Consider the following 26,864-nt stretch of genomic DNA (forward strand, 5'->3'; position numbering starts at 1 on the left):
CCTGCCTATGGCGCTGACGGAGCCGGGTCTGTGAGCTACGCGCTGTCAGTTCCTGTTGTTGCGACGGGTCTTTACCTGACGGGTTCGACGACAGAGATCGAGCTTGTGAAGGTTGACGACCAGACGTTCGAGGGCCGCGAGGGCGGAGCAGGCGGTACGCTGGCATTCACGGTGTCGATCAACAATGACGACACGAGTTCTGAGTTTGGTGAGGTCACGGTAACGCTTGAGAGCGGAGTGTCCCTGACGCATCCGGTTGGGGGTGATCTTGCCGCGGGCGGCACGCATCCCGGGTCTGATCACGACGACAGTGTCGATCTTGAGGGTCTTGTCTTTGTTGTCCAGACGGTGACGGATGGCGACAACGACACGTCGAGTGCGACGAGCGCCAATGCGCTGAGCATCGAGTTCCAGGATGATGGTCCTGTCGTAACGGAAGTCTCAATCACCTCAGACACCGCCACTCTCGACGAATCCGTTGGCACCGACGGATCGCAGAGAGATGAGGATGGAGACGCGATTCCCAATGACGAAAGCCTTGCACCTGCTCTCTTCTTGGGCAGGGACTACGGCCAGATAATCGGGTATGCCACGCTGGCGGCGGCGTTGACGTATTCATTCAGTGCCGGTGCCGATGGGCTAAGCAGTGAACTTGTCAGTCTGACTGACAGCGGTGGCAATACCCACAACGAAACGGAAACCAACTTGTCGCTCAGCTCGACAGGCCAGTCGATCTTCCTGTTTACGGACCAGGGGATTGTTGTTGGCCGTGCAGGCGACAATGCCGGCGATGCTGCAAATGGGCCGGTGGCCTTTGCGATCGGAATCGACGGCTCCGACGTGGTCATTGCCCAGTATGCGGCACTTTCGCATAGCGATATCGGTTCTCATGACGAACCGGTCGGGCTTGGCGACTTCGTCTATGTCACGGTTACGGTAACGGATGGCGACGGCGACACCGCTGCGCTGACGTCGAACGAAGCGCTCAGTATCTCGTTTGAGGATGATGGGCCGGATGCAATTGATGACAGCGCGCAGCTTGCTCTGGGGCAGACGGACTTCAACGTCCTCTTCGTGCTTGATTTCAGTGGCAGTGTTGATAGCAACGAACTGGCGACAATGCTGGACGCCGTTGAAGCTGCCGGACAGGCGTTCTTCAATGGGGCAGGCGATGTGCAGATCCAGCTGGTCGCATTCGGCGCAAACGCCGCGTCGGCAGGACCGTTTACCGATTTTACCAGCTTTGTAAACCAGTTGGATGCCTGGGAAAGCAATCGTCCTGTGGACACTTTCGCGACTGACTATACAGACGCTATCAATGAGGCGATCAGCATTTTCAATGCAACGCAAACGCCAGCGAATGCCGACTACAACAACCAGGTTTTCTTCCTGAGTGACGGCAATCCAAATCAGAACACGCGGCCTGGACATTCGCTTCAGTTGTCGACGCAGACGAACTGGAACAATCTGGTCACGGATAATGATGTCACCGTTCAGACGATCGGTATCGGTAACAACCTGGATCCGTCGAATCTTCAGGATGTCGACGAAGTTGATGGAGACAACACCGTCATAACGGTCAATACATTTGACCAATTGATCCAAACGTTGCTCGATCTTGTAAGTGCCGAAATGGTTTCAGGCAACGTGCTCCTCGGCGATGACGGTGTTGTCGGCGGCGGGGACGACGATTCCTTTGGGGAGGACGGCGGCAGGATCCTGTCTATCCAGGTCGGAACCGTGCTCTATACCTATGATGCCACGGCGGACGAAATCACCAACAACGGAGGCGACCCGACAGAACAAGGTTCGGAACTGACCGTCACCACGCCTGCGAGCGGGACGCTTGAGTTCAACTTCGTAACAGGTGCCTGGACGTATAGCGCTACCGGTTCAACAAGTACCGGCGTCGAAGCGTTTGAGTATACCCTTGTCGACAATGACGGGGACACGAGTTCAGCAACGCTTTCTGTGGATGTCGTTCCAGCGCCCAAGGCGGCGGGCGATTTCGTTCTCACAAACATCACGGATTTCTCACCGATCGATATTCCCAACGACGCTTTGTTGAACAACGATACCGATGGCAGCGGAAATGGGCTTAATGTGACTTCAGTGAGCGACCCGACCGGTGGCACTGTTTCGGCAGGCGTTCAGTTTGATCCAGCTCCGCAGGAAATCACAAGGCTCTATGATTTTGCTGGCGTTACGCGCGGCACAAACGATCATTTCGCCTATGAGTTCGAGTTTGATCCTGATGGCTCTCAATACAATGGCCTGTTTGAGTTGACTGAGGCAGTCGGTATTGGTGGTCCGGGAGCTCCATCCGCCAGCGAGGCGACCAATGACGATTATGAAGATATCGCCGAAGATGGAAACGGTGACTGGGATGTGCCGGACCCTGGAAACGACGATCATGCCGTTTTCTGGGCTCAATTCTCAATCGGCGAAGCTGCCGCTTCCATATCTGAAATCGAAGTTACCATTGACGCGAATTCGACCGACAACAGAAGTGACTTGGGCATCTGGAATTACACCACGTCGCAATGGGTGCAACTCGATGGCTTCTCCAATAGCGGCTTTTGGAGTGGAAGCATCACCAGCAATTTCAACGATTACCTAAATGCGTCAAACCAGTTGACTGTCGCATTTGTCAATTGGGACGACGACGATGCATTTGGCGTTGACTACATAAGTGTTGAAGTCTCTGCAGATGAAGCAGCCTTCTCCAGCGGCTCCTTCGATTACGAAATTACTGACGGCAACGGTTTCACTGACACGGCCAATGTCAGCGTCACAGGGGTGGACAGCACTACTGTGACCGGCACCGACGAGGACGAAATCCTTATCGGAAACGACAATGGGTCGACGTTGGATGGTGCCGGTGGGAACGACTATATTGTCGGCGGCGACAGCGCAGACACCCTTATCGGCGGCGACGGTGAGGATGTTCTTGCCGGTGGTCTCGGCGTGGATCTGCTCTGGGGCGGTTCACTGAACGGTGGTGGTGACGGCGATATCGACACGTTCGTGATCGACGATGCGACGGCTGTCGATATCATCGGCGATTTCGAGGCGGGCGTTGACGAGATCGACCTGACCGCACTGATCAACGGACTGTCGTCCGGCGAAGATCCGGAAGCCGCAGGTTACGTCCAGGTGGTCCAAAATGGCAGCAACGCCGATGTTCAGGTGGATACCGATGGAGGAGGCAACGGCTACCAAACGGTCGTGACGCTTCAGAACTTCAACGTGACGGACGAAACCGTTCGCATCCTCTACAACGACGCCGATGGCGACAAGGGGACGAATGTCTAGAACCTGAGCGGGCATTTAAACTTCGGCCGGCGCTGGTGGCGTTTTCACCGGTGCCGGTTGTGTCCGCAAACAGCCCTTAAGACGCCAAAAGGGTTGTGCCAATGTCACACTTTCCAACTTTCTGCACTCCGCAGGTGCTTCGAACACTTTGTTAAGTTGACCATTTTGCTGACTTAAGCATAAATCTTTGAATACCTTATCCGTGAGGGAAACTGATGAAGAAACTCTTGTTCGCCATTGCGCTTGTCCCGCTGACGTTTCAGGCCGGTCATGCCGCGGATCTTGGCGGGGGATATTGCCAGCTCGTTCAGCCTTCACAGCTCATGACGATCGAAAGCAATTCCCAGTTGAGTGACGAGGTTGTGCGGCTGATGACGGAAGCCGTAAACGTGGCTGATGACGATCGCTGGATCGACAGCACCAGCCCGGCTTTCACCTGGGCCTCCGAAGCCAAGGTTGCGTGCGGTAAGGCCTATGGCTATTTGCGCACCAACACCCGCGATGCGGAAAACATCAACAAGTGCGAGTGCTTCCACCAGAGAATGGTCAGCTACATGTATTGACCGGCGGAGCTTCCTCCGGTGGACGCGAGCTCTGTCCGATGTTCTTAAACCGTAGCATGTCGTTGAAGGGTCTCCGTGAGGCGGCTCGATTACTTTGATTGACCAGCTGCGCAAAACAAATCCGCTAGTCGAAGCAGTCGGTTCGGAAAAAGACCATTTTTGAGCAAGATTATGGTGGGCAAAACTTAAATAGGGTCGCCAATCTTGGTGATGATTGCAACAGTTGAACGGGATGGTTTCAGCAATCTGTACCCTGGATGATGATTTGAAATAACAGTCGGAAAGTGTGGGCAATAACAACACGCCGTCACGGCAAGACGGCCCTGATAACACTTCGGCGGGATCATGCCGGGGAGCCATGCGGACGCACGCAAATCATGATCACAATCCTCAGAAGATCTTGTTTCTTTTTGGCGTTGATTGCGCTCAGCGCCTGTCAATATGCCGGCGAAACAACCCTGGATCAGGTCGAAGATGTCGGGCCGCCGCTGAATGCCGAGGTCATCGGCTCCGGCGATGCCACACTGGCATTGGTGTTGCCGTTCGAAGGATCGAACGCCGCGACGGCAAAGCAGATTCGCAATGGGGCGGTTCTGGCTCATGAACACCTGTCGGCCGACAAGTTGAAGCTGGCGATCGTCAATGCCGGCAGCCCCGACTACAGCGACCTCAAAAACACGTCCCTCGTTGCGCTTTATGCGCCGGACAACAAGGTGCACTCGTCCCCTCCCGGCCGCGCCGTCAATGTGTCTCTGGGAGACAAGCCGCTGACAAAGGACGGATTGTCGATGGTCGCCAGCGACATGGACAGTCTTGTCGCGGGACTTCGGTTTGCCTCACCTTCCGGCGCCCCGGTCGTGGTTCTTGCACCTGAAACTCAGTCGGACGCAGATCTGGAAGCTTTGGCGAAAAAGGTCGGCGGAACCGTTGAAATCATCAAATACGCGAAGAATGCGAAGGGAACAGCCCTTGCCAAGTCGATTGAGTCGGTTGGCGACATAACTGCTGTCGGCTTCGTTGAGAGCAATTCCAAGGTCGTTGAAATTGCCGCGGCACTCAAACGTCTGAAGTCCAAGCCGGTGATTATCGGACATACGGGCTGGGGACAAAGCCTGGTCGGAAATCCGAAGATGCGCGATGCTATTGTAGCCCGGCCGGACAGTTCCAGCTGGGGTTTCGTCACGGAGCGCTATCAGAAGAAGTTTGGAGAAAATCCGACGGAAATGAGCCTTTACGGCTTTGACATTGTGGCTGTTGCGGCCGGTCTGGTGCGCCAGCACGGTTCCAGGGCCATCACCCGCAAACGCCTCGGCGACAGCAAGGGGTTCAAAGGCGCAGCAGGTGCATTCCGTTTCACCAAGGACGGGACGGTGGAGCGTCTTTACGAGATCACGAAGATTGATGGCGGCAAACTGACCGTTATCAAGCGTGCTCCGGCCGGATTTTGAGGCCCACAGGGCGGGCAGTTGAAAACTGCGAACAGACTTGACCAATGTGGCTGGAAGGATTTGAATCTGCGCAAGAATTCAGTCTGCGCAAATTTGCCTCCTTGAACCTGGCCGGAAGGGTTAAGCCGTGAAGTTTCAGCAGTTGCGCTATTTCGTTGCCGTTTATGAGGAAAAATCGTTTTCGGCGGCCGCAAACCGGGTGAATGCCACGCAGTCCGGGCTTTCGATGCATGTGCGCAAACTGGAAAGCCGGTATGGCGTCAGTCTGTTTGAACGGAGCTGGGCGGGAGTTGAGCCGACCGAGGCCGGTCACATCTTCTACAAACGGGCAGTCGAGGTTCTGAGCGCGACGGCGAAGGCTGAGGAAAGTCTGCGTGAGCTGTCCGGCGCGATCTCCGATCATATTCGCATCGGCCTGATGCCCAGCTTCACCGGGACAATTCTCAGCTTCACGATGATGCGCTTTACCAGCGAGTTTCCAAGCGTGCGCGTCACGATCGAAGAAGCCTATTCGGCAACGCTTTCAAATCTCGTGTCGGAAGGGGCTCTCGATTTCGCGATCGTTCCGGCAGTGGATTCCGATCTGGGTCTTGAATCCACATTGATGGCGGTCGACCGGGAGTGCCTGGTGTGCGCGGGAAACAGTAAGATCGCGGACCTCAAGCAAGTGCGTCTGGCTGATATGTCGCCGTTGAAACTGATTGTCCCGACAGCAGTCAACGTCAGAAGGGGCAGGATAGAACACTATCTCGCGGTCAACGGCATCGAGGTCGCCGAGCTCATGGAGCTCGACGCGATGATGGGGACGCTCGACCTGGTCGCCAATTCGGACTGGTTGTCCATTTTGCCGTCCGTGCTGAGCCGGCCGGACCGGGACGGCTGCAAGCGGCGCTTTATCCCCTTGATCGATCCGTCGATGAGCGTTGAATACATGCGGATTTCAAACAAGGCGCAGCCCATGGGCCGCGCCGCGCAGGCGTTTTCCGATGTCCTGCAGGAAGAGCTGAATACGGCCCTGGAATTCGAGACCTGACCCTCAACAGGCCCTCGCCCTAGAAGACAGTCTGCGGCAGCCAGCTGGCAAGGCCGGGGAAAACAATCACCAGAACTGCGACGGCCAGGATCATGATCCAATAGGGGATGGACCCTTTGAAGATCATGCCGAGGGACACCGTTCGATCCGGTACGGCTGCCTTGACCGTAAAGATTAGCAATCCGAAGGGGGGTGTGAGCAATCCCGCCTCGATCACCAGGATGCCGAAGATCGCGAAGGCAAGTTCGTTGATCTGCATGGTCGCTGCGATGGGCGCGAAGATCGGCACCGTCAGTAGAATGATCGAGGTGGAATCGATGAACATCCCGAGGATCAGCCAAACCGTGAAAATCATCAGCATGATGATGATCGGGTTGTCGCTGATCGAAAGCATGGTGGAGTTGATGACATTGACCGCGCCTCCCATTGCCAGGAAACGCGAATACATGGACGCCAGGATCAACAGGATGAGCAACGGTGCCGTTGTGCGCCCCGCACGGTAAACGGCATCGAGCAGCTCCTGCCGTCTCATTCCCTTGAGCAGCCCGACGAGAAGCGCTCCGATGGCGCCAAAACCGGCAGCCTCCGTGGGTGTCAGAAAGCCGCCCCAGATCCCGCCGATCACAAGAGCGATCAGTCCTGTGATTGCCAGGGCGCTGATCAGCTCGGAGCGCTTTTGCGCCACGGGCACGTGGTTGAATGCGTCTGGTGCGCTGGCTGGAGCGGTTTCTGGATCGAGCTTCGCAACAATCACGCAATAGGCAAAGAAGAACGCCGTGAGAAGAAGTCCCGGAACAAGACCGGCGATGAACAGGGCGCCGATAGAGATTTCCGTCAGAAGCGCCCAGATGATCATCAGGATCGAGGGCGGGATGAGCATGCCGAGACAGGCGCTGCCGGCGACAACTCCGAGCGCATAGGGGCGCTTGTAACCAAGAGCCACCATTTCCGGATAGGCAAGGCGCGAAAATGTTGCAGCCGACGCGATCGAGACACCGGTTATGGCCGCGAAGATGGAGTTACCAGAAACTGTCGCGACGGCGAGGCATCCCGGCAAACGTAAAAAGACCCGATTGCAGATGTTGAAGATATCCTTCGCCGCCCCGGAGCGGGAAATAAACTCGCCCATCAGAACAAACAGGGGAATGACAATGAAGATGTCCTTGCGAAGCGCCTCATAGGCGGTTCCCGACAAAAGCGAGAAGGCGATGTCGACGCTCCCCAGCATCCAGATGATGCCGAAGAAGCTTGCGACACCAAGTGCGACGGCCACGTGCACACCCAGGAAGACCAGGGTCATCATGATGCCGAGGAAAACGAAAATGGTGGTGGTCATGACGGCGCGCTTCCTACCGGTCGGTCAGAGAATCTGAGGGACCAAGCGCACCGGTCCAGTCCGCGATGATCAGTGAAACATAGGCGAATGCCGCAAACGCAGCGGTCACGACGATCAGGAACCGGATCGGCCAGGTGTAGATCCGCAAGGAGCCTTCACCCTCGTATTCTCCAAGCCGCAGCGCATCGAGCGCCTCCGGAACGGTTGCGTAGCTGATGGCCGCAAAGAGGCCTGCGCCGAGTATGAAACACAGGCTGCGCAGCAACCTTTTGACGACTGGAGGCATGGCATCGATCACCAGTGTCGTGCGCAGCATCGACCCGGAAAAAATAGCCAGCGGCAACTGCAGAAACGTGATCATGATGACCGAATTCTGGAGAATTTCTTTCGTCCCCGGCAAAGGCGAGAGGAAAAGAATGCGCCCGAAAACGTCCGTCAAAATCACGAGCGCCAGGACGAAAACCCAGAGCGACGACAGGATGTGAATTGCGCGGGCAACTCTCACAACATGCTGAAATCTCATGCGCTCCTCCACTTTTCGTCTGTTTTTTTTAAGTCGTAATGGTTCTTGCGACGTCACGCAATTGTTTATTTATCACTTGATAAAAAAGTGAAACAGTGGAAGCATTGGTCTGGTTGTTCCGCTTGGGAGACGCGGAAGTAGCTGGAAAGACACGGGGGCTTGGCCCCAGGGAGGACTTCATGAAAAAGCAGTTACGTCGCTTGGCATTTTCGGCCGTTATCGGCGCGGCAATGGCCGCAACACCGGCACTTGCCGATTCGTTTTCATTGCGTATTGGCTCCGGTCATCCGAAAGGCCCGACGCCGTACGTCAACACGATGTCGGAGTTCTTTGCGGCCGAAGTGACGCGGCGGGTTGCGGAAGAAACCGATCACGAGGTCACCTTCATCGAAGCTTATGGCGGCGCGATCGCAGGCGTCGCCGAGACACTGGAATCAGTTCAGCAGGGTATCCTGGATGTTGGCGCATTCTGCATCTGCTTTGAGCCGTCCAAGATGTTCCTGCACAATTTCCCTTACTACCTGGCGTTCGGACCGGAAAAATCCTCAGATGCGATTGCCGCTGCCCGAAAGGTCTATGAGTCCAATCCCTGGCTCAAGGACGTGATGCTTGACGAATACGGCCAGCGCTTCCTCGGCCTTGGCGTGTGGGACAATTACCACCTCGGCACCAAGGAAGAGTGGGAAACGATCGAAGACCTCAAGGGAGTCAAGGTCGGTGGCGCAGGTCCCAACCTTCCGTGGCTCGATTACATTGAAGCGATCCCGGTCCAGTCCACGTTGCCGGAGGGGTACCTTGCTCTGAAAACAGGCGTCTATAACGGCTGGCTAATGGTCCCGTCGGCCTATAACGGGTTCAAGTTCTACGAACCGGCACCCTACTACACGTTGATCGGGTTCGGGGCGATGCCCGTGATCATGATGACGATGAACGAGAAGAAGTTCGCCAGCCTGCCGGAGGATGTTCAGAAAATCATCCTGGAAGTCGGCGCAGAATGGGAAGAGCGCAACGGTGCGGCGATGGATGCGGTCCAGACATCCGGTCTGGCGGCTCTGTCCGAAAACGGCGCGATCATAAAGGAGTTGCCGGAAGACGTACGCGTGGCGTGGGCCCAGAGCCTGGCAGAGTTCCCGAAAAAGCAGGCGGCGGAAGCCGAGGGCCGCGGACTGCCGGCGCTGGACGTGATGCAGGCCTACATCGAAGCGGCCAAGGAAGTCGGCCACGATTGGCCTGTGGAATATCAGCTCCAGTAGGGATAACGCCAGGCTTGGTCACCCGAATCTGAAGTTCGTCTCATTGTTCAACTCACTTCGAACGGACTTCAGATTCATCACACTAGCAGGAAATGTAATAGACTCGATTAGCTAATATTGCTTTTCCTGCAGGCCAGATTGCTCCTACGAATTGATACGGAGCCGTTGTGATGGGCTCCGTGTCACAGTGGGAGAGCAAAATGCGCCTTGCATGGATGCGGTCGTCGAACACTTTGGTACCGCGCTTGTCAGCAAGCGAACTGCGAAGAGAAGTCAGTCACAGTGACGAATTGGGTCTTCGCCAGTATCACCTTTCCGGAAGAGGCCTTGACGTTCTGGAGGCCTTGCCGCCAATGCACCGGCTTCGAATTGGAGTTGATTTACCGGCCCCGGGTTCTGAGTCGCTTCACAGTTTGCGCAGGACGGTGAGATCTGCACGGGATGGCCTGGAGGGGCGTCTGGTTCTCGGTCTTGATACGGACAGGCTGGCAGGGTTCGGGACAGGCGACAATGCGATGGAATTCGCCTTGTCCGAAACCACACAGCCTTGCGCTTCAGGGCGCAGGGAGATGGCGGCGTCGCTTCCCGAGGTGCTTGTGTTGCCGAAGCCGGGCCGGGTTCCGGATGTTGCGAGGGCCGCAGCACATGGGTTCCATGTCTATTCGCCCGCCTGGCAATCACGCCGGGACGTGTCCAGGCATTGGCCGGCGATTGTTGCAGGCGCCACGCATGCGCTTAAACGCGTTCGTCCGTGCCAATGGCATATCGCCCGATTTGTCTTTGTCAGCGATGACCGCGCTCTGGTGGATGACTATCTGAACGGTCCCGCGCTTCGCTACTTGAACTGGGCGGTGTCGAGGACGATGAGGGAACAAAACGCAGGAGACTTTCTGATCGCCGGATCCAGTGAGGAGGTCGCAGAACGTTTGGTCCGATTGCGCAGGCTGGTAGGGCCGTTCGGCACCTTGCACTGCGTCGATCTGGGTCTGGACCATGCCGAAGCGTGCCGGCAACGCGAACGCCTTGTGAAGGAAGTTTTGCCGTTGATGGCAAGTGTGACGGCTTCTGGACGGGAATTCGATCTGGTTTAGATGCCAGGAACTGTCTTCGCGGACCCGCGCGGGAGGAAGGCGCCAAGATGATTGGCGCCGAGGAAGGTCCGAATGGATCTTGATGCCGTAGACTGTAAGGAAATCTGTTGGGCAGCAGGGTTCCTTGAACCTTTTGCCCGATGAAATTGCAGCTGTTTTCAGTTATGTGATTTGATATACAACCAGCAATTCGAACCTGACAGGTATGCGACGTGCCCAAGACACTAGATCAAGCCCTGCCGGAAAAGGGCGCTGACACTGTGTTGGAGGCTCCGCAGACCCGTCGGCGCAAGTCTTCCGACGAACGCATGCGCGAGATTGTGGAGGCGGCGGTCGAGCATTTCGCCGATGTCGGATTTGGCGGCGGAACGCGGGATATCGCAAAGAGGGTCGGCGTAACCCAGCCGCTGCTTTACCGATACTTCCCCGACAAGGACAGCCTGATCGAGGCGGTCTACCGGTCTGTTTACCTGGAGAGCTGGGACCCGGAATGGGACAACGGTCTGCAGGACCGATCACTGTCGGTGCGGGAGCGGTTTCTTGCGTTCTACCGAGCCTATACCGAGGCGAACTTTACGCCACAATGGCTGCGCATCGCCTATTTTGCAGGCCTTCGGGACGCTAAAATCAACCAATGGTACAACCATCTGGTGGAAGAACTCATCCTGAAGCAGCTGGTCCGCGAGCACAGGGTGGAACTCGGTCTGCCGGATGACGCCTATGTGGCAACCGAGGAAATGGAAGCGGCCTGGCAGATGCATGGCGGCTTGCTGCATTACGGCTGGCGCCGGCACGTTCTCAATCTACCGGTCCCGTTGGATATGGACCGTGTGATCTCCGATGCACTGGACATGTATTTCGCCGTCGCGGCCGATGTCTATGCGCGTGCGGTTGGCAACAATGTTGATATAGACCATTAAGGAATGTGATTACGGGTCGCGCTGCCGTCCGCGCTAGTCTTTGGTCAAGGTCAACGCTTTGAAGGACTAGGTATGAGCTCGAAACTCACACCCGACACTCAGGTTCCCGAATTGGTCGTGCCGCTCCTGGGTGGCGGCACGTTTGATTTGGCATCAGAAAATCCTGAAAATTTCACAATGGTCCTCTTCTACCGCGGATACCATTGTCCCATCTGCAAGGGCTACGTGGGCGGCCTTGCCCAAATTCTCGACGAGTACGAAGCTGCGGGCTTCAGCGTTGTCGCTGTATCGATGAACGACGAAGCCGTTGCCGCCAAATCGGCAGAGGACTGGAACCTAGGCAAGCTGCGTGTTGCACACTCGCTAACGGTGGAGCAGGCCAGGGAATGGGGTCTTTGGATTTCCCAAGCGTTCAAGGACGTTGAAGCCGACGTCTTTACCGAACCGGGCCTCTTCTGGGTCCGTCCCGATGGCAAGCTCTACCTCGCCGACATCTCGAACATGCCCTGGTCGCGCCCGGACCTGAAAATGCTCCTGTCCAAGGTCGGCTATGCGCTGGAGAACAGTTATCCGGCACGAGGTACGTTCTCCGCCTGACTTTTCCCTCCTGAGGCACTTGAAGGGCGGGCCCGCCCTGCGCGTTTGTCCGGCCCCCTTCTCCAATCTTTTGAAGTTCGGCCGATGCCCGGCATATGTCTGCGTTTCACGACGCACGTCGGCGCGGGTGTCCTCTCGTGGGCCTCGATATTCCTGAATTGGCTAAAGGCGGCACGGTTTGTTGATAGACGCCAACATGTCTTGTAATGGGGCGAATTGGCGCATGCAGTGCATAATTTTCAAGCGCGCGAGAAAGAAAACACCTGGTCCAGATCTAGGGATTTCACCGTGAGTTTGGGAGGATACAAATGCTCGGCAAGATTCTGACTGCTGCTGCTACCGCTTTTGCTTTAACAACACCCGCTGTTGCGCAGCAAGAACTCAAGGCCGCAATCGTTGCTGCCATGGGAGAAGCGATTGAAGACCCGCGTTACGTTGACGTATTGGCGAAATACGGACTCGAACTGCCAGACCTCAATGATAAGACCTTAGTCAACTCCAAGGACTATCCGTATCCTGAAGTCAGTGAGGGAACCCTCCTCGACAAGGTCATCGACGACAAGACCCTGCGGCTTGGCTGGATCGCTGTCGGCGCGCCGTGGTCTGTTCCCGGACCCGACAAGACGCAACCTGTTGGCCTCTCGATCGACTACTGGGAGATCGTTCAGGAAAAGCTGAGCAATCACTATGGAACCGACATTGCGCTTGACTGGGTGGAGTTTACCGAGGAGACCGGCAACAACAACATGTACCGCTGGCTCTCGACGACAAACGATCCGGATTGTACGGCGGTAGGCCGCAACAGCGCCGGATGCTACGACGTCATCGGCGGCGCCTACGCGATCAACGCCCGCCGCAAGGGAATCTCGGACATCACCCCGGCATACTTCCCACTGAACATGTCGGTCGTGCGCACCAATGTACCCTTGCCCGACGGCGTCGGACCGCTGGAAAACGCAGACCAGATCCGCGAGGCCATGGCCGATCCCAACGTGAATCTGGTGCTGGCGGGCCTGCCGGATACCGGTGAGGACTCGATCCTGACGAACTTCAAGAAGCAGATGGGCGACACATTCACCCATGCTGACCGGACGCCGGGTTCCAATGTTCTTCAGTTCGCACAGGATTCGACTGACGCGCATTTTGTTCTCGGAACCAACGTGCGGCTGTCGTCAACACGGTTCAAGAACCCGGAATACTGCGCCGACTGTGCTTTCATCCCGAACTTGCTTGTGTTCGGCGGTGTCGGCTTCGCAACCGCGCTGCCTCAATAAACCTGGAGTGGCCAGGTTGCGCCAATCGAAATGCGGTGCAGCCTGGTCATACCCGAGCGTCGGGGAAAAACCGGACAAAACACGAGAGACTGAGGAGGCAGGACCCGCCTCCTTTGCGCGGGGGAGAAATCCTCTCCCGACCGACCTTTACGGAACATCTCAACTGCAAAGATGCCTGGAATTCAGATGTCCGGTCGCGTGGACACCTGAAGCCAGATCCCCCTTACCTGCCAAAAATCTTGGAGACTAGAATGAGCGAGAACCAGATATCGGCTGACTTTCCTTTTGAAATGAAGCGAATGAAAACGCTCGACAGCGAAATGGCCTATGTCGATGTCGGTGAGGGAGACCCGGTGGTTTTTCTGCACGGCAACCCGACATCGTCCTACATGTGGCGCAACGTCATTCCCTACGCACAAGAAAACAATCGATGCCTGGCGCCGGACCTGATCGGCATGGGGCAATCCGGAAAGTCTCTGCGTTACGGCTACAAGTTCATGGATCATGTGAAATACATGGACGCCTGGTTCGAGCAGCTCGCGCTGAAGAACATCATCCTGGTCGTGCATGATTGGGGCGCTGCTCTCGGCTTTTATCGCGCCTGCCGCTATCCGGAAATGTTCGCAGGAATTGTCTACATGGAGGCCATGGTGCGGCCGCGTTACTGGAGCGATCTGCCGGAAGGCCGGGAGCCGATGTTCCGGAAGCTGCGCGGACCCGAAGGCGAGCAGATGGTTCTTCGAGACAATTTCTTCGTTGAAAAGATGCTGTTCGAATTCGGTACGCTCCGGGACTTTTCCGAAGAAGAAAAGGCCGTCTATCGCGCACCTTATGCCGATAACGAGACATCTCGGGTGCCGACTCTCCTTTGGCCGCGCGAGATCGTTTTTGACGGTGACCCCGATGAAAACCATGCACCGATCAAGCAATACAGTGATTGGCTGGCGAACAGCACCGATATGCCCAAACTGTTCGTGAATGCGGATCAGGGGCACGGGACCGCCGGTGCCGCCCGCGAGTTCTGCCGCCAATGGCCGAACCAGCGCGAGGTCACGCTTCACTCCAAGCATTACGTGGCAGAGGACGCCCCCCACGAGCTTGGCAAGGCGCTTGCTGAATTTATCTCGGAAGTGCGGTCTTAGGCGCAACCAGAACCACAAATCTGCGAACCGAAACACCCCTTTCGGGTGGCGGCCAAACCTTGTCAGCGTCCGGCCGCCGCTTGATCACCGACTGCATAAACAATGGAGATGTTCTGATGCCTGCATACTGGATGGCGCGATCAAAGATCAACGACCCGGTGGAGTACAAGAAGTATACTGATCTTCTTCCCCCCATTATTGCCAAATACGAGGGCAAGATCCTCGCTCGCGGCGGCAACTATGAGCTGATGGAAGGCCCGAGTTATTTCGAGCGCTTTGTAATCATCGAATTCCCTTCTCTGGAAGCTGGAACTTCCTGCTTCAAGTCGCCGGAATACGATGCGGCGGCAAAGTTCCGGCGCAGCGGTGCAGGTGAAGTTGAAACGGTGGTTGTCGAAGGCGTCTAGGAACGTTGTTTTGGTTCGAGAGAGATGTGCAACTGTGCATTATATTGTACCTGACGCCGGAACGGGTTTTACTTCCGCCTGACACCGATCACAAAAAAAGCGCCGACCCCTTACGGGGTGCCGGCGCTTTCCTTTTCACGGAGCGATTTTCCATGCCTCCCCGCGCAGATGCATTGACCTTAACGGGGCCTTGAAGACTGTGGAGAGCTTTATGGATTGACCGCACGCTTGGAGCAAAAAGTCGACACGCCGCAGGCCCACCAAGCTTGGTAACACATTGACACACAAAAGAATAAGCTGCGTGAAAATAACTTAGCCGCAACACTAAATTGAATTCCGGACGCGTATTTCTGCTCTGACCCTTCATGCTTCATTAACCATAAGTTGCAATTGATCAATGCATCTTTAGCGCGAATCGTGCGTGCAAATTCTATCGGGTGCAGGGGTTATGGCCAGTCGTTTTTTGCTCTTTTTTTCGGTGTTGTTCTTTTCGCTTCCAACCCACGCAGCGGACTATGGCGCACCCGAAACAGTGCAGTACCAAAGTTCCGCATTGCGGGGCAGCATCGGACTTCGTTACTGGTACAGCCAGTCCCACTCGGATCTCGACACTGGTGACTTCCACTGGAACAGTGTGGACGGAGTTTCCTCGCACACCGCGGAGCTGGTTGGTGAGTTGGAGGACACACAGTCCACTGCTTTCGCGCGAGCTTATTTGGGTCTGGGCAAGAATGTCGATGGAGAAGGTAACTTTCGCAGCTATCCCAGTGGCCCGCTTGAGGAAACCACACTTGCCTACGTTGTTGTTGATGGGGGCTGGCGGTTAGCTCAATTTGCAAATGACCGCGTACGCTTAAAGGGATTCGTCGGCTACCAGTTTCTGAATGACGGTGTGAAGGCGGAGGAAAGTTCCTCAATCCTCGAACAGACAAGGCATTGGCACGCGATTCGTTTAGGAATGACAGTCGATGCAGACATAACTGAGCGCATTGGTGTGTCGTTCGATGCTGCGGCGGTTCCATGGAGCTACAACAGGGTCGACACGCCCTGGAGCGCTACCCGGGACGAGAGCTGGAGAAGTGCCTGGACTTATGGTTTTGAGGCGGACGCGATGCTAAATGTCGATTTGACACAAAACTGGCAAGTTGGTGTTGGTGGGCGGTACTGGTGGCTGCAATCGAATTTTGATCGACGGTACATTTCCAGCGGCGACAAGCTTGTGTACGAACAGAACTACCAGCGCTACGGCTTGCTGCTGGAAAGCAGGTACCAGTTCTGAGACCGTGTCGCGACACTTGACTCGCTATGGCCTCAGGCGTCCGCTTGAGGCTCCGTCAGGCAGGCGACCAGCGCTTTCCTGACATCGTCCGGCCAGGGGATGGACGTATGTTTGTCCAGGTCACTGGCCGCAAGCACCTGCGTGCTCGACCACCGCTTTTGCCCCTTGCAGCTGATCTCGTGATGAACGGTTACGGAGGAGCGGCCAACCCGTTGGACCGTGACCTCAAACTCCAGTTCCTCGCCGAAGAAGGACGGGCTGGAGAAGTCACTGGAAATGTGAACGGTCGGCGTTCCCCAGCGCTCTTCCCAGATGATCTTGTGCCACGGAAAACCGAGTTTCAGCCAGAATTCCTCGTTTACGCCATTCAGGATGTTCAGATAGGACGGGAAATAGGCCGTTCCGGAGATGTCGCAGTCGCCAAAATTCAGCATGCGTTTGGTTCTGAAGGGTATTTCCAAGTTTGCCTCCCGTATTGCGCATCGAGCTCGCCACCCAACCGTTCGAAGGGCAGGCTCGAGCTTATGTGATTTTTTGCGTCGGTGTCATGCGTTTCGGTCACGTCCTGCCGACCGGTCAAAGGAGATCAATCGTGCCCGAGGCTTTGCGAGCATCGTCTGAGCGCCGACTTCAACAATCCGGTCGCAGAGTTGTCGGAGACGCCCACGCGGGTCAGAAGCCCCACGGGACGCGCAACCACCGGGTTGGAGAGGTTTTGGAATTTGAGATGTCGGCCTGAAACAGAACCGACCGCGGATCGCGGCAACAGCGCGACACCAAGACCGTCATTGACGAGTTCCATTGCCGTTGTCGACCGCCCGACCTCGTAGGTCCATTGTGCCGACAGCCTGCTCCGGGCCAGGGCATCGTCAATCAGCAACCGGTTCCCCGTTCCGCGCGCCGGCAGGATGAGCGGCTCCTGTCTCAGATCGGACCAGGAGACCTGCTGCTTTTGCGCAAGACCATGTTTGTTCGGCAGGGCCAGCACAATCTGATCATCGAAAAGCGGTTCAAAAACCGTGTTTGGTTCCAGGGAACCGATCGAGCAGATACCGAAGTCCGCTTCGCCGCCGGAAACCGCTTCGGCGACTTCGTTGGCAGCATGATCCAGTAAACGGACCCTGATGCCATCCTGTTGATCCTTTAGGCTCCTGATTGCCGGGATGAGCAGCGAGCTTATCACGGTCGGGATCGTCGCGATGGTCACCACAAGACCGCGCTGGTGGGCAAAGGCAACACTTTCGTCCCGCATGGAAAGTGTTGTTTCACGCGCGCTTTCCAACATGGCTTCGGCCCGTGCCTGAAGCCGCTTCGCCGCCAGTGTCGGCTTGACTGCCCGCGTCGTGCGTTCGAACAGCGCGGACCCGAGCGTCTCCTCCAGTTTCTGGATTCTGCGCGTGATTGCTGACTGCGACAGGTTCAGCCGCTCCGCAGCATGATGAAACGAACTCGTTTCCATGACTGCAAGAAAGGCGTCCAGATCGTTGAAATCGAAATTGATGCGCATCACGCAATAATCGATAAAAAACCAACAATAGTCAAAATAATAGTGCGGTTGGTATGACGTTCCTGAGAGGAAGCAAACCATGACCAGCCAATACGATATTGCCGTTATCGGTGGAGGCAACGCCGCCCTCTGCGCGGCGATGACCGCAGCGGAAAAGGGCGCGAAGGTCATCATTCTGGAGACCGCGCCGAAAGCCTATCGTGGTGGCAATTCACGCCATACCCGGAATTTCAGGTGCATGCACTCCGGTCCGCTGGGCCCACTCATAGAAGACTACAGCGAGGACGAGTATTTCGAGGATCTTCTGAAGGTCACGGGTGGCAAGACCGACGAGAAGCTCGCGCGCCTCGCCATTCGCACCTCGGAAGAATGCCTGCCCTGGATGGAAGAGCACGGCGTCCGTTTCCAGCCGTCTTTGTCCGGCACCTTGTCGCTGGCGCGAACCAACGCGTTTTTCATGGGCGGCGGCAAATCGCTGGTCAACGCCTATTACCGGACGGCCGACAAACTCGGGGTGAAGGTTCTTTATGAGGCCAATGTCACCCATCTGGAACTTGACGGTGACCGGATCACGCGGGTCGATTATACGCATGAAGGTAAATCCGGGCAGCTGACTCCCAAGGCAGTGATTGTTGCATCCGGCGGCTTTCAGGCCGACACCGACTGGCTCACCCGCGCCTGGGGACCTCCGGCCAAAAACTTCCTGATCCGCGGCACGCCCTATAACCGTGGCGTCGTGCTGGCAGACCTGCTTGATCAGGGCGTCAACTCGGTTGGTGATCCGACCCAGTGCCATGCTGTGGCGATTGACGGCCGTGCGCCGAAATTTGACGGCGGTATCGTCACCCGCCTTGATTGCGTCCCGTTTTCCATCGTGGTCAACAAGGATGCGGAACGTTTTTACGACGAGGGTGAGGACGTCTGGCCGAAGCGTTACGCGATTTGGGGCCGTCTTGTTGCCAACCAGCCCGACCAGGTGGGCTACGTCATCATTGATGCCAAGTCCCTGGATCTGTTCATGCCGTCGGTTTTTCCGCCGATCAAGGCGGACACGCTGGAAGAACTTGCCGAAAAAATGGAGCTTCCCGCCGATCGGCTAAGGGAAACAGTCGAAACCTTCAACGCGGCTTGCGGAGACACGTCCAACTTTCACCCGACCGAACTGGACGGGGTCAAGACGACCGGCATCAACCTGCCGAAAACCAACTGGGCACGACCCATCGATACACCGCCGTTTTACGGTTACAGCCTGCGCACAGGTGTCACATTCACCTATCTCGGTTTCAAGGTCGACGAAAACGCTCAATGCAGCACGGATACGGGACCGATCAGGAACCTCTGGGCGGCCGGCGAGACCATGGCCGGATCGATCCTCGGACAAGGCTATCTCGCTGGTTTCGGCATGACCATCGGAACCGTTTTCGGACGGATCGCGGGCCGGGAGGCCGCCAATTATGCAAACTGATCTTCTGCAGGAAGCGCGCCGTCAGGCCGAAATCTGCAATGCCTGCCGCTATTGCGAAGGCTATTGCTCAGTCTTTCCGGCCCTGCACCAGGAACGCTTCTTTTCCGACGCCAACCTGACCCAGCTGGCCAATCTCTGCCACAACTGCCGGGGGTGCTACTATGCCTGCCAGTACACGGCGCCGCATGAGTTCGATCTGAACCTGCCGAAAGCCCTTGCGGAAGTTCGTCAGGACAGTTGGGAGAGCTTCGCCTGGCCAGCGCCGCTGGCGCGCAGTTTTCAAAAGAGCGGCGTGATGATTGCGATCGCAACGATCCTTGGCTTTGCGGTTCTGTTTCTGGCGTTCCGGGCACTCGGATCTGCCGGCGGCGAAGGGTTTTACGCCGTTCTTTCCCACTCGGCCATGGTGGCGATTTTCCTGCCCGCCTTCCTGTTCCCGCTGGCCAGCATTGCCGTCAGCCTCCGGCGCTATTGGAAGGAGACCGGCGGCACCAGCGTGACGCTCGAACAGATTGTCGGCGCTTTCGGGTCGGCGGCTAAGATGAAGAACCTTGCCGGAGGCCATGGCGACGGCTGCAATTTCGAGGACGAGGACCGGTTCAGCCAGTCCCGGCGCCTTGCGCACCAGGCGGTCATGTACGGCTTCCTGCTCTGCTTTGCGTCCACATCCGCCGGAACGATCCTGCATTATGTCTTCGACATGCCGGCACCCTACTCGTTCTGGTCGCTGCCAAAACTGCTCGGCGTTCCGGGCGGCATCCTGATGGTTCTCGGCACGGTCGAACTGGCCCGCTTGAAGCTCAAAGCCGACAGGAGCCTCGGCGCTCCCTCTGCCTGGGGCGGGGAAATGGGCTTCATCCTGCTGCTGTTCCTGGTGGCACTTTCCGGTTTGGCGCTTTATGCGCTCGGCAGCACCGCAGCGATGCCGGCCCTTCTGGCGATCCACCTTGGCTCTGTGCTCAGCTTCTTCCTGCTGACGCCCTACACCAAGATGGCCCACGGCTTCTACCGCCTTGCAGCACTGGTCAGGGACGAGCAGCGCAAGGCGGCGGGGTAAATGGCGAAACAAGTTGGCAGAAACGCTGCCATGGAAGTTTTCGCAAGTTCTTCAGCTTTTCCAGCTCTCAATTGTCTCGACGGCGACCTTGGCCATGGGGGCTGCAGCCGTGGTCGATCCCATCAAGCGAACCTGGCTCAAAGCGCCCCAGAGCAGGCCGAGCAGAAATTCAGCGCGCGAATCCGGATCGCTCACACCGTCGGCGACGGAAGCCGCATGGAAGGCTTCGCGCCACATGGCACGATAATCCTCCACCGCTTCCCGGACTTTGGGGCTCGCGCGGCCAAGTTCAAAGACCGTGTTGACCATCAGACAGCCGCAATTGGTCACATCTTCCGGATCGTCCGTCGCCTGCGCTAGTCCCTGGAACATCATTTGCGCAGCTTCAAGACGGGGCGGGTCGAAGACCTGATTGATGACGCCCCGGGCCATTTCGGTGTAAACGGCAAGAACCTTCAGGAAAATTTCCTCTTTGTCTCCGAAAGCGTTGGCAATCCCGCGCACGCCTATGCCTGTGGCTTCCTCCAGCATCCGCGTTGTCGTGGCGTCGAAGCCGTTGCGCCAGAAGACCATCACCATTTTTTGGAGCGCTTCTGTCTCGTCGAACTTGCGGGGTCTGGGCATGCGCAGCCTATTTTACATCATTTGTTGCAAAATACGTTTCCTCATGTAATATACATCACGCGATGCATAATTCAATGTGCCGCTCAACAAGATGGAGAAAGCCATGCCAACCATTCGTGTAACCGTTCCAAAGGCTGCCTGGTCGAAGGACGAAAAAGCCAAAATTGTCACCAAGCTCACAGACGGTTTGAACTCTGTCGCTGGTGAAAGCGGTAAGGGGGACATCAAGCAATTCATCAACGTCCATATCGAAGAGACAGCGGAAGGCGGCTACGCGATGGGCGGGAACGTCGTTGCCTGAGCGGAGACCGCTAACCGCGTATCGACCCGTTTTCATCACATCCGGAGACAGATCATGAAAATCAAACGAACCCTGGTTATCAATGCGTCACCCGAGCATGTCTGGGAGATACTGGGCGCAAACTACACTCGGGCAGGAGACTGGGCATCGAGCGTCTATTTTTCGAGCGCGCGCGCCGGTACGCCGGCTATCGACGGTGCACCTGTCGCGGGTCGTGTCTGTCAGACGTCGTTAGGGCCGTTTACCGAAACGATCGAATCCTATGACGAACACCGTCGGCACCTTGCCTATTCCGCCACTGGCGACAAGATGCCCGGCTTCGTGAAGCGCCTGGTGAACTCCTGGACTGTCTACCCAATGGCGGACAAAAGCAGGGTTGAGATGGAGCTGAGCGCCGACATCTCATTCCCCTTCAATTTTCTCATGGGGCCGATGATGAAGATGCAGTTCGGCAAGGTTCTCCGTGAGGCGACGGAAGAGCTGAAGCATTTTGCCGAAACCGGCAAAGCGCATCCCCGGAAAGTCAAGTCCGACGCATCAAGAAAAGCCGTTGCGGCCCGCGCCGCTTTCGCCTGATTTGACAATCAAGTGATGTGAAAGCGCACAATTGCTGTCGTTGGCGGTACCAGCCATCGACAGCAATGTCCCATAGCCTGTGCAACTGGTGACTGGATTTCGTACAGACTTTTGTTGCCAGTCAGGCGGCACCAACCTATCTGCTATCCGGTCTTATCGGTCACCGTGAACTGTCCCATCATGCCCTGATCTTCATGTTCCAGGATGTGGCAGTGATACATGTAGGGATAGTCTTCGCTGGCGAGATAATCGAACCGGACGACGATTTCAGACCAGTCATCGTCATCCAGCACCACGGTGTCTTTCCAGCCCCGTTGGTCCGCTGTCGCGTTTGCGCCTTCCATTTGTTCAATCAGGAACGAACATCCATGGACATGGAACGGGTGCGCCCCTTGATCTGAACGAATACGCCAGCGTTCCCAGACGCCGCGCTCGACACGCTCGTTGATGACACTCATGTCCATCACCGCGCCGTTGATCGTCATGTTCATGTTCCCATGACCTGCGTGGGCGGCGTGATCTCCTCCGTGACCGGTATGGCTGCCGTCGCCCTCACCGTGATCCATTTCGAGCACGAACTCCCGCACTTGTTTGATCTCGCTTTCACTCGGTCTGATGATCGTCGCCAACTGCTCCGGAACAGGAGCGGTATGTGCAACCAGGCTTCGGTCGACTTTCAGGAGCAGCGAGGCGGGAGCAGCAGGTTGAGCTGGCCCATCCAGCAGACCCGTCAAACCTGAAAGGATGCCTTCTTCTTCAGCGTCAATGTCGTCTTCAAAAAAGGTCAACAACTCCGCTGACGTGTCTTCGGACAAATCGACGATGATTTCGCACCGCTCGCCGGGAGACATTTCCATGAGCTTCATTGGCACGGGCGCTTCAAGCAAACCGCCATCACTGGCGATCTTGTAGAAGGTCCGGTTGTCGGCGAACGCGAGAATGTAGAAGCGTGCATTGGCGCCGTTGAGGAGTCGGAGACGAACCTTGCCGGCAGGCACGTCGGCAACAGGAGACATGGCGCCGTTGATGACGACCGTGTCGCCAAACCATCCATCTTCGCCGGCATCTTTGAGCGAATAAACCAGCCTTCCCGCCGCATCGAAGGTTCTGTCCTGAATGATCACCGGAAGATCGTCGAGACCGTAGCGGTTCGGGAGTTCTTTCGAGACAGCGTCATCATCATCATCGATGATCATCATGCCGGCGAGGCCCCGATAGGTCTGGGTTCCGGTTTTTCCGTGCGTATGGGAATGGTACCAGCACGTCGCTGCCGGCTGAACGATCGACAGGGTTGGCTGCCAGCGCTCGCCTGGAGGCATTTCCAGCTGCGGACCTCCATCCACGTTGCCCGGTACATGAAGACCGTGGCCGTGGACGGAGACACCTTCCGTCAATGTGTTGTGGTAGTTGAGGTTGAGCTCCGTGTTCCGCCGTGTGCGAATGGTCGGACCCAGATAGTCCTGATTGATGCCGAGCGTCGGTGTCATGACACCCGGTTTGAAAGACCACAGGCCGGTGCGAATGGTCAGATCCACCGGCTCGCCGTTGGTGCCGTCGGCAAGGGGTGGTATTGGCAGGGCCGGCCGCGCGGTGTTCGACCATGACGGTCCTGCAAGGCAGACACCCGTGAGTGAAAGGCCGCCTGCGAGGAATCGGCGCCGGGACAACGTGAGCGACATTTCTGATCTCCAAATCAACAGATACAGTGAAGGGGCGCTCCCTGCCGGTAGCGGCGAGACAACGCGCAAAAACTCGATGTAAAAGTGAATGGGAAACGCGTGCTTATGCGTCCATCGGACAAATGCCGGATCGACCGTCCCGGCTATGGGACATAAGGTCAATTCAGGTGGCTCAACCCGGGGGCTAGGGTGCCAAAGACACGCAAGACAGGGAACGATTTCATGCTCGAGACGAACGGACCGTTGTGGAATTGGCGCACCTTTTTTGCCGTGTTCGTTCTCATTGTGTTTGCCACAAGCGTCGTTGAAGTATTCAACGAATTTCGCGGCGGTGAAACGCTCGCGTCCATGGGGGATGATCTTGCCAGACTTGTGATCAGCGCATTGGTCCTGGCCGCCTTTCTGTACGATCGCCGCGTCCATCAAAAAACGCTCAGGGAACTGAGTGGACAGCTTGAGAAGGCGCGTGGCCAACTGGCACGGCTCGACTCCCGTTCTGTTGAGCTTGCCGGACAATACCGTGCCGTCATGCAAAAGCAGTTCGACGCCTGGAACCTGACAGCCAGTGAGCAGGATGTCGTGATCGGAATGCTGAAAGGGCTTTCATTCCGGGAAATCGCAGGGCTCAGGGAAACGCGCGAGAAAACGGTCCGCCAACAGGCCTCCACCGTCTATCGGAAAGCCGGTGTTTCCAGCCGGAACGAACTGACCGCCTGGTTCTTCGAGGACATGCTCGATCCTTTACCAGCCCAGGGCGCGTGAACAATCGACGCATCGCGACCTGAAAACGTCGCGTCCCGGCCTTGTCAGGCTCCGGAAGCGAGATATAACCCCCGAACGCTTGGACACGAGACCGGCGATGCGGCGCGCGAACCTGCCGTTTCGCAGTGCCGGGATCGTAAACAGAACAAACAGATATCCGGGTGCAGTGGTGGAAACGCAAAAGATAACAATTCTCGACGGCGGCATGGGCCAGGAGCTTGTGCGCCTGAGCGGGCTGGAACCCACAGGGCTCTGGTCGACACGGATCATGATGGAACGGCCGGACCTGGTCGGCGAGATCCACGATTCCTATTTCGCCGCCGGCGCACATGTGGCAACGGCAAACACCTATGCGATCCATCGTGACCGCCTGCGCCCGAACGGGATTGAAGACCAGTTCGAAAAGCTGCAGCAACAGGCCTGTGAAATCGCCTGCCGCTCGCGCGATGCACACGGGTCCGGTTCGGTGGTCGGATCCGTCGGTCCGCTCGGTTGGTCCTACAGCCATGACGGCGCACCGCCGGAAGATGAATCCACCGAGCTTTACGCGGAAATTTGCCGTATCCAGTCTGACTTCGTGGATTCCTACCTGATCGAGACGATCGCTTCGATCGAACAGGCAAGGGCCGCCGTCAAGGGCGCTCTTGGTCACGGAAAACCGGTTTGGATCGGCCTGACGGTCGACGATGCCGACGGCACCAAACTGCGCTCGGGAGAAAGCCTTTCAGATGCCGTGCGCGAAGTTGCGGCGCTGTCCCCGCAGGCCATCCTCCTGAACTGCTCCATACCGGAAGCGGTGGCCGCCGGGTTGAACGCCATCCCGGAGACGGATCTGCCGACTGGTGGCTATGCCAACGGGTTCACCGGGATCAGCAAGGAATTCCTGTCCGCCGGCAGCGCGGTAACGAAACTGACCTCGCGCGTCGACCTCACCCCGGACGCCTATGCTGATCATGTCGGCGGATGGGTGAAACACGGAGCGACCATTGTCGGGGGGTGCTGCGAGGTCGGGCCAGAGCACATAAGGGAGCTTTCCCGGCGCTTCAGCTAATGGCTTGAATTGGTATGGGACCTTAGCACGGGTGACGCGTTCCGGTTGCAATGCTACTTTCCTGAAGCAAGGGAGGAAACCATGCGGAAACTGGCGTTGCTTTCGGTCATAGTGTTGGCGGGTGCTGCGCACGCGCAGTCGCCGGAAACCGTCGAGGACGAACTCGGTATCCTCAATCCTCAGGACACCGGCGTCGAAATGCTCAAGCGCAAGATCGAAATGGGCGTCATAGACTCCGTCACCTGTTCCCTCGGGATCAACGCGACAAAGAACGACAACCACGAGCTTGCCAGGAAACTGACGCGGCGCTGCGCCGAGGCCGGCTACACCAAGGCCATGACCTGGATGAGCCAGCTCGAGAATAACGGCACGGGCGGCGACTACAATCCCGATGCATCGGCCGAATGGGACCGCCGTGCGGCGGAAGCCGGCGATCCGGTCGGACAGTTCAACTACGGCCTCGACCTCATGCGCGGTCACGGTGTCGCCAAGGACGAGTTGCTTGGCCGCCGTTACATCGATCAGGCCGCCGAGGATGGGCTGGCGATTGCAAAGCGTCTGCAGGGTGCGGGCTACGATCTGGATGAAGTCACGCCGGATGCAGACAACTGGAAATATGCGCCGCTCTTCTAGGATGTAGCTGGAACGCCGGCATCCCCGGTGAGCAGGGCCCTGTTCTCGTTGATGACGTCTTCGGCAAACTTCATGAATGCGCGGATGCGCGTGGTGCGCCGCAGATCGGAATGGGTGAGGATCCAGATATCCCTGAACGGAACGGGCGGGTCGTCGGTCACCCTGACGAGGCCCGGATCGCGGTCGCCGATGAAACAGGGCAGCATCGCAATTCCGGCACCGGCGCGCACCATGGCAGCTTGCATGTCGAGCGCTGGAAAGTTTCCGTGAACCGGGACGCGCGAGAACCTGGTTTCGGCGGTCCACCACGGAAATGTTTCGAACGACCCGTCCCAACCGATCCAGCGGGCCTTTTCCGGTGCGCCATAAAGATCATGCCTGGCAAGGTAATCCGGGCTGGCGTAGATCGCGTTGCAATACGGGAACAGTCGCTTTCCGAATAGGTTCTCGGGCGGGTTGTTGTTCATCCTGATGGCCACATCGGCTTTGCGCCGTGACAGATCAACCATGCTCGTGGTCGCCTTGATTTCCACCTCGAGCTTGGGATAGCGCTCGAAAAACTCCGGCATCCTTGGCGCAAATGCATGGACGGCGACTGGCTCGGCCATCGTGACCTTCACACGGCCAGCCATCTCGCGGTCTCCGCCGGAAATAAGGCGCTGGGCGCGAACGACCTCGCTGTCCATGACCTCTGCGGACTTTACGAGGTGTTCACCGGCCTCCGTCAACGCGTAGCCTTCCGGCAGGCGGTCGAACAACCGCGCACCGACGGCGTTCTCCAGCTCTTCGACACGGCGGCTGACGGTGGTGTGGTGGATCTTCAGAACCTTGGCCGTAGCGCGCACGGTTCCATGTTTGGCAAGCAGCCCAAGAACCTTGATGTCATCCCAGTTCACGATGTCTCCAGTGGTGCATTTTTGCGCCATCTAGTTGCGTTTTTTCCAATCGAATTAGCGAATTTTCACCACTATGTTCTCGAAAGTCAAACAAGCAAGTGCTGGTCGGGTGTCTTGGACAACGCGGGTGAA

Annotated in this window: 26 protein-coding genes; 19 read left to right on the forward strand and 7 right to left on the reverse strand. The window is 57.1% G+C overall.

Annotation, left to right across the window (positions count from 1 at the left end; all coding sequences use genetic code 11):
* The 4 genes from RBB47_RS23310 to RBB47_RS23325 form a co-directional block, all read left to right on the forward strand.
* On the forward strand, positions 1–3,315 hold a 3,315-nt coding region (locus tag RBB47_RS23310; protein WP_305988303.1), incomplete at its 5' end, for a DUF5801 repeats-in-toxin domain-containing protein.
* A 215-nt stretch (positions 3,316–3,530) separates the two neighbouring features.
* The gene (locus RBB47_RS23315) at positions 3,531–3,878 is read left to right on the forward strand and encodes a hypothetical protein (protein ID WP_305988304.1); all 348 of its coding nucleotides are present in this window, start codon (positions 3,531–3,533) and stop codon (positions 3,876–3,878) included.
* Positions 3,879–4,288: 410 nt separating this feature from the next.
* Positions 4,289–5,326, forward strand: coding sequence for a hypothetical protein (locus tag RBB47_RS23320; protein WP_305988305.1), 1,038 nt, complete (start codon positions 4,289–4,291; stop codon positions 5,324–5,326).
* 127 nt (positions 5,327–5,453) lie between these two features.
* The gene (locus tag RBB47_RS23325) at positions 5,454–6,359 is read left to right on the forward strand and encodes a LysR family transcriptional regulator (protein ID WP_305988306.1); all 906 of its coding nucleotides are present in this window, start codon (positions 5,454–5,456) and stop codon (positions 6,357–6,359) included.
* A gap of 19 nt (positions 6,360–6,378) precedes the next feature.
* On the opposite strand, the gene RBB47_RS23330 is transcribed toward RBB47_RS23325, so the two are convergent.
* Together RBB47_RS23330 and RBB47_RS23335 are read right to left on the reverse strand one after the other, a co-directional pair.
* Complete coding sequence (locus RBB47_RS23330; RefSeq protein ID WP_305988307.1) at positions 6,379–7,695, reverse strand: TRAP transporter large permease; 1,317 nt, start codon at positions 7,693–7,695, stop codon at positions 6,379–6,381.
* Between the two features lie 13 nt (positions 7,696–7,708).
* Positions 7,709–8,218, reverse strand: a complete 510-nt coding sequence (locus RBB47_RS23335) for a TRAP transporter small permease (RefSeq protein WP_305988308.1) — start codon at positions 8,216–8,218, stop codon at positions 7,709–7,711.
* 179 nt (positions 8,219–8,397) lie between these two features.
* Here RBB47_RS23335 and RBB47_RS23340 point away from each other — a divergent pair, with 179 nt between their 5' ends.
* The 8 genes from RBB47_RS23340 (at position 8,398) to RBB47_RS23375 (ending at position 16,181) form a co-directional block, all read left to right on the forward strand.
* On the forward strand, positions 8,398–9,471 hold the full coding sequence (locus RBB47_RS23340; protein ID WP_305988309.1) for a C4-dicarboxylate TRAP transporter substrate-binding protein: 1,074 nt from the start codon (positions 8,398–8,400) through the stop codon (positions 9,469–9,471).
* A gap of 200 nt (positions 9,472–9,671) precedes the next feature.
* Positions 9,672–10,562: a hypothetical protein gene (locus tag RBB47_RS23345; RefSeq protein WP_305988310.1), complete on the forward strand. Its 891-nt coding sequence runs from the start codon at positions 9,672–9,674 to the stop codon at positions 10,560–10,562.
* 212 nt (positions 10,563–10,774) lie between these two features.
* Positions 10,775–11,482: a TetR/AcrR family transcriptional regulator gene (locus RBB47_RS23350; protein ID WP_305988311.1), complete on the forward strand. Its 708-nt coding sequence runs from the start codon at positions 10,775–10,777 to the stop codon at positions 11,480–11,482.
* 72 nt (positions 11,483–11,554) lie between these two features.
* Positions 11,555–12,079: a peroxiredoxin-like family protein gene (locus RBB47_RS23355; protein WP_305988312.1), complete on the forward strand. Its 525-nt coding sequence runs from the start codon at positions 11,555–11,557 to the stop codon at positions 12,077–12,079.
* A 308-nt stretch (positions 12,080–12,387) separates the two neighbouring features.
* The gene (locus RBB47_RS23360) at positions 12,388–13,353 is read left to right on the forward strand and encodes a hypothetical protein (RefSeq protein ID WP_305988313.1); all 966 of its coding nucleotides are present in this window, start codon (positions 12,388–12,390) and stop codon (positions 13,351–13,353) included.
* Between the two features lie 251 nt (positions 13,354–13,604).
* Complete coding sequence (locus RBB47_RS23365) at positions 13,605–14,495, forward strand: haloalkane dehalogenase (protein ID WP_305988314.1); 891 nt, start codon at positions 13,605–13,607, stop codon at positions 14,493–14,495.
* A gap of 116 nt (positions 14,496–14,611) precedes the next feature.
* Positions 14,612–14,902, forward strand: coding sequence for a DUF1330 domain-containing protein (locus RBB47_RS23370; RefSeq protein ID WP_305988315.1), 291 nt, complete (start codon positions 14,612–14,614; stop codon positions 14,900–14,902).
* Positions 14,903–15,350: 448 nt separating this feature from the next.
* Positions 15,351–16,181 (forward strand): hypothetical protein, encoded by an 831-nt coding sequence (locus RBB47_RS23375; RefSeq protein ID WP_305988316.1) that lies wholly within the window; start codon positions 15,351–15,353, stop codon positions 16,179–16,181.
* 32 nt (positions 16,182–16,213) lie between these two features.
* Here RBB47_RS23375 and RBB47_RS23380 read toward each other — a convergent pair whose 3' ends face one another.
* Together RBB47_RS23380 and RBB47_RS23385 are read right to left on the reverse strand one after the other, a co-directional pair.
* On the reverse strand, positions 16,214–16,642 hold the full coding sequence (locus RBB47_RS23380) for an acyl-CoA thioesterase (RefSeq protein WP_371932841.1): 429 nt from the start codon (positions 16,640–16,642) through the stop codon (positions 16,214–16,216).
* Positions 16,643–16,767: 125 nt separating this feature from the next.
* A complete protein-coding gene (locus RBB47_RS23385) occupies positions 16,768–17,688 on the reverse strand; it encodes a LysR family transcriptional regulator (RefSeq protein WP_305988414.1) in 921 nt (306 codons plus the stop codon).
* A gap of 79 nt (positions 17,689–17,767) precedes the next feature.
* Between RBB47_RS23385 and tcuA the strand changes: the two genes are divergently transcribed.
* Positions 17,768–19,153, forward strand: coding sequence for an FAD-dependent tricarballylate dehydrogenase TcuA (gene tcuA, locus RBB47_RS23390; protein ID WP_305988317.1), 1,386 nt, complete (start codon positions 17,768–17,770; stop codon positions 19,151–19,153).
* Positions 19,143–20,210, forward strand: a complete 1,068-nt coding sequence (tcuB, locus tag RBB47_RS23395; RefSeq protein ID WP_305988318.1) for a tricarballylate utilization 4Fe-4S protein TcuB — start codon at positions 19,143–19,145, stop codon at positions 20,208–20,210. Before tcuA ends, tcuB begins: the two co-directional genes overlap by 11 nt.
* 51 nt (positions 20,211–20,261) lie before the next feature.
* On the opposite strand, the gene RBB47_RS23400 is transcribed toward tcuB, so the two are convergent.
* Complete coding sequence (locus RBB47_RS23400; protein ID WP_305988319.1) at positions 20,262–20,834, reverse strand: TetR/AcrR family transcriptional regulator; 573 nt, start codon at positions 20,832–20,834, stop codon at positions 20,262–20,264.
* A 103-nt stretch (positions 20,835–20,937) separates the two neighbouring features.
* Between RBB47_RS23400 and RBB47_RS23405 the strand changes: the two genes are divergently transcribed.
* The gene (locus RBB47_RS23405) at positions 20,938–21,135 is read left to right on the forward strand and encodes a tautomerase family protein (RefSeq protein WP_305988320.1); all 198 of its coding nucleotides are present in this window, start codon (positions 20,938–20,940) and stop codon (positions 21,133–21,135) included.
* A 54-nt stretch (positions 21,136–21,189) separates the two neighbouring features.
* Positions 21,190–21,711 carry an SRPBCC family protein gene (locus tag RBB47_RS23410; protein ID WP_305988322.1) on the forward strand — a complete coding sequence of 174 codons (522 nt, stop codon included), beginning with the start codon at positions 21,190–21,192 and terminating at the stop codon, positions 21,709–21,711.
* Between the two features lie 143 nt (positions 21,712–21,854).
* Here RBB47_RS23410 and RBB47_RS23415 read toward each other — a convergent pair whose 3' ends face one another.
* Positions 21,855–23,390: a multicopper oxidase domain-containing protein gene (locus tag RBB47_RS23415; RefSeq protein WP_305988323.1), complete on the reverse strand. Its 1,536-nt coding sequence runs from the start codon at positions 23,388–23,390 to the stop codon at positions 21,855–21,857.
* A 222-nt stretch (positions 23,391–23,612) separates the two neighbouring features.
* On the opposite strand from RBB47_RS23415, the gene RBB47_RS23420 reads away from it, so the two are divergent.
* The 3 genes from RBB47_RS23420 (at position 23,613) to RBB47_RS23430 (ending at position 25,836) form a co-directional block, all read left to right on the forward strand.
* Positions 23,613–24,152, forward strand: a complete 540-nt coding sequence (locus RBB47_RS23420) for a LuxR C-terminal-related transcriptional regulator (protein WP_305988324.1) — start codon at positions 23,613–23,615, stop codon at positions 24,150–24,152.
* Positions 24,153–24,249: 97 nt separating this feature from the next.
* Positions 24,250–25,203, forward strand: a complete 954-nt coding sequence (locus tag RBB47_RS23425) for a homocysteine S-methyltransferase family protein (protein WP_305988325.1) — start codon at positions 24,250–24,252, stop codon at positions 25,201–25,203.
* A gap of 81 nt (positions 25,204–25,284) precedes the next feature.
* Positions 25,285–25,836 (forward strand): tetratricopeptide repeat protein, encoded by a 552-nt coding sequence (locus RBB47_RS23430; RefSeq protein WP_305988326.1) that lies wholly within the window; start codon positions 25,285–25,287, stop codon positions 25,834–25,836.
* On the opposite strand, the gene RBB47_RS23435 is transcribed toward RBB47_RS23430, so the two are convergent.
* Positions 25,833–26,732, reverse strand: coding sequence for a LysR family transcriptional regulator (locus tag RBB47_RS23435; protein ID WP_305988327.1), 900 nt, complete (start codon positions 26,730–26,732; stop codon positions 25,833–25,835). The two genes, RBB47_RS23430 and RBB47_RS23435, sit on opposite strands and share 4 nt — an antisense overlap.
* Positions 26,733–26,864 lie beyond the last annotated feature (132 nt).

The sequence above is a fragment of the Roseibium sp. MMSF_3544 genome, assembly GCF_030732845.1.
In the GTDB taxonomy this organism is placed as follows: domain Bacteria; phylum Pseudomonadota; class Alphaproteobacteria; order Rhizobiales; family Stappiaceae; genus Roseibium.

Excerpts from the sequence above, each read along its gene's own strand:
- RBB47_RS23405 (WP_305988320.1), top strand. The coding sequence starts at position 20,938 with ATGCCAACCATTCGTGTAACCGTTCCAAAGGCTGCCTGGTCGAAGGAC.
- RBB47_RS23330 (WP_305988307.1), bottom strand. The coding sequence starts at position 7,695 with ATGACCACCACCATTTTCGTTTTCCTCGGCATCATGATGACCCTGGTC.
- RBB47_RS23360 (WP_305988313.1), top strand. The coding sequence starts at position 12,388 with ATGCTCGGCAAGATTCTGACTGCTGCTGCTACCGCTTTTGCTTTAACA.
- RBB47_RS23335 (WP_305988308.1), bottom strand. The coding sequence starts at position 8,218 with ATGAGATTTCAGCATGTTGTGAGAGTTGCCCGCGCAATTCACATCCTG.
- RBB47_RS23430 (WP_305988326.1), top strand. The coding sequence starts at position 25,285 with ATGCGGAAACTGGCGTTGCTTTCGGTCATAGTGTTGGCGGGTGCTGCG.
- RBB47_RS23370 (WP_305988315.1), top strand. The coding sequence starts at position 14,612 with ATGCCTGCATACTGGATGGCGCGATCAAAGATCAACGACCCGGTGGAG.
- tcuB (WP_305988318.1), top strand. The coding sequence starts at position 19,143 with ATGCAAACTGATCTTCTGCAGGAAGCGCGCCGTCAGGCCGAAATCTGC.
- tcuA (WP_305988317.1), top strand. The coding sequence starts at position 17,768 with ATGACCAGCCAATACGATATTGCCGTTATCGGTGGAGGCAACGCCGCC.
- RBB47_RS23410 (WP_305988322.1), top strand. The coding sequence starts at position 21,190 with ATGAAAATCAAACGAACCCTGGTTATCAATGCGTCACCCGAGCATGTC.
- RBB47_RS23415 (WP_305988323.1), bottom strand. The coding sequence starts at position 23,390 with ATGTCGCTCACGTTGTCCCGGCGCCGATTCCTCGCAGGCGGCCTTTCA.
- RBB47_RS23400 (WP_305988319.1), bottom strand. The coding sequence starts at position 20,834 with ATGCCCAGACCCCGCAAGTTCGACGAGACAGAAGCGCTCCAAAAAATG.
- RBB47_RS23315 (WP_305988304.1), top strand. The coding sequence starts at position 3,531 with ATGAAGAAACTCTTGTTCGCCATTGCGCTTGTCCCGCTGACGTTTCAG.
- RBB47_RS23385 (WP_305988414.1), bottom strand. The coding sequence starts at position 17,688 with ATGCGCATCAATTTCGATTTCAACGATCTGGACGCCTTTCTTGCAGTC.
- RBB47_RS23365 (WP_305988314.1), top strand. The coding sequence starts at position 13,605 with ATGAGCGAGAACCAGATATCGGCTGACTTTCCTTTTGAAATGAAGCGA.
- RBB47_RS23340 (WP_305988309.1), top strand. The coding sequence starts at position 8,398 with ATGAAAAAGCAGTTACGTCGCTTGGCATTTTCGGCCGTTATCGGCGCG.
- RBB47_RS23375 (WP_305988316.1), top strand. The coding sequence starts at position 15,351 with ATGGCCAGTCGTTTTTTGCTCTTTTTTTCGGTGTTGTTCTTTTCGCTT.
- RBB47_RS23420 (WP_305988324.1), top strand. The coding sequence starts at position 23,613 with ATGCTCGAGACGAACGGACCGTTGTGGAATTGGCGCACCTTTTTTGCC.
- RBB47_RS23345 (WP_305988310.1), top strand. The coding sequence starts at position 9,672 with ATGCGCCTTGCATGGATGCGGTCGTCGAACACTTTGGTACCGCGCTTG.
- RBB47_RS23425 (WP_305988325.1), top strand. The coding sequence starts at position 24,250 with ATGCGGCGCGCGAACCTGCCGTTTCGCAGTGCCGGGATCGTAAACAGA.
- RBB47_RS23355 (WP_305988312.1), top strand. The coding sequence starts at position 11,555 with ATGAGCTCGAAACTCACACCCGACACTCAGGTTCCCGAATTGGTCGTG.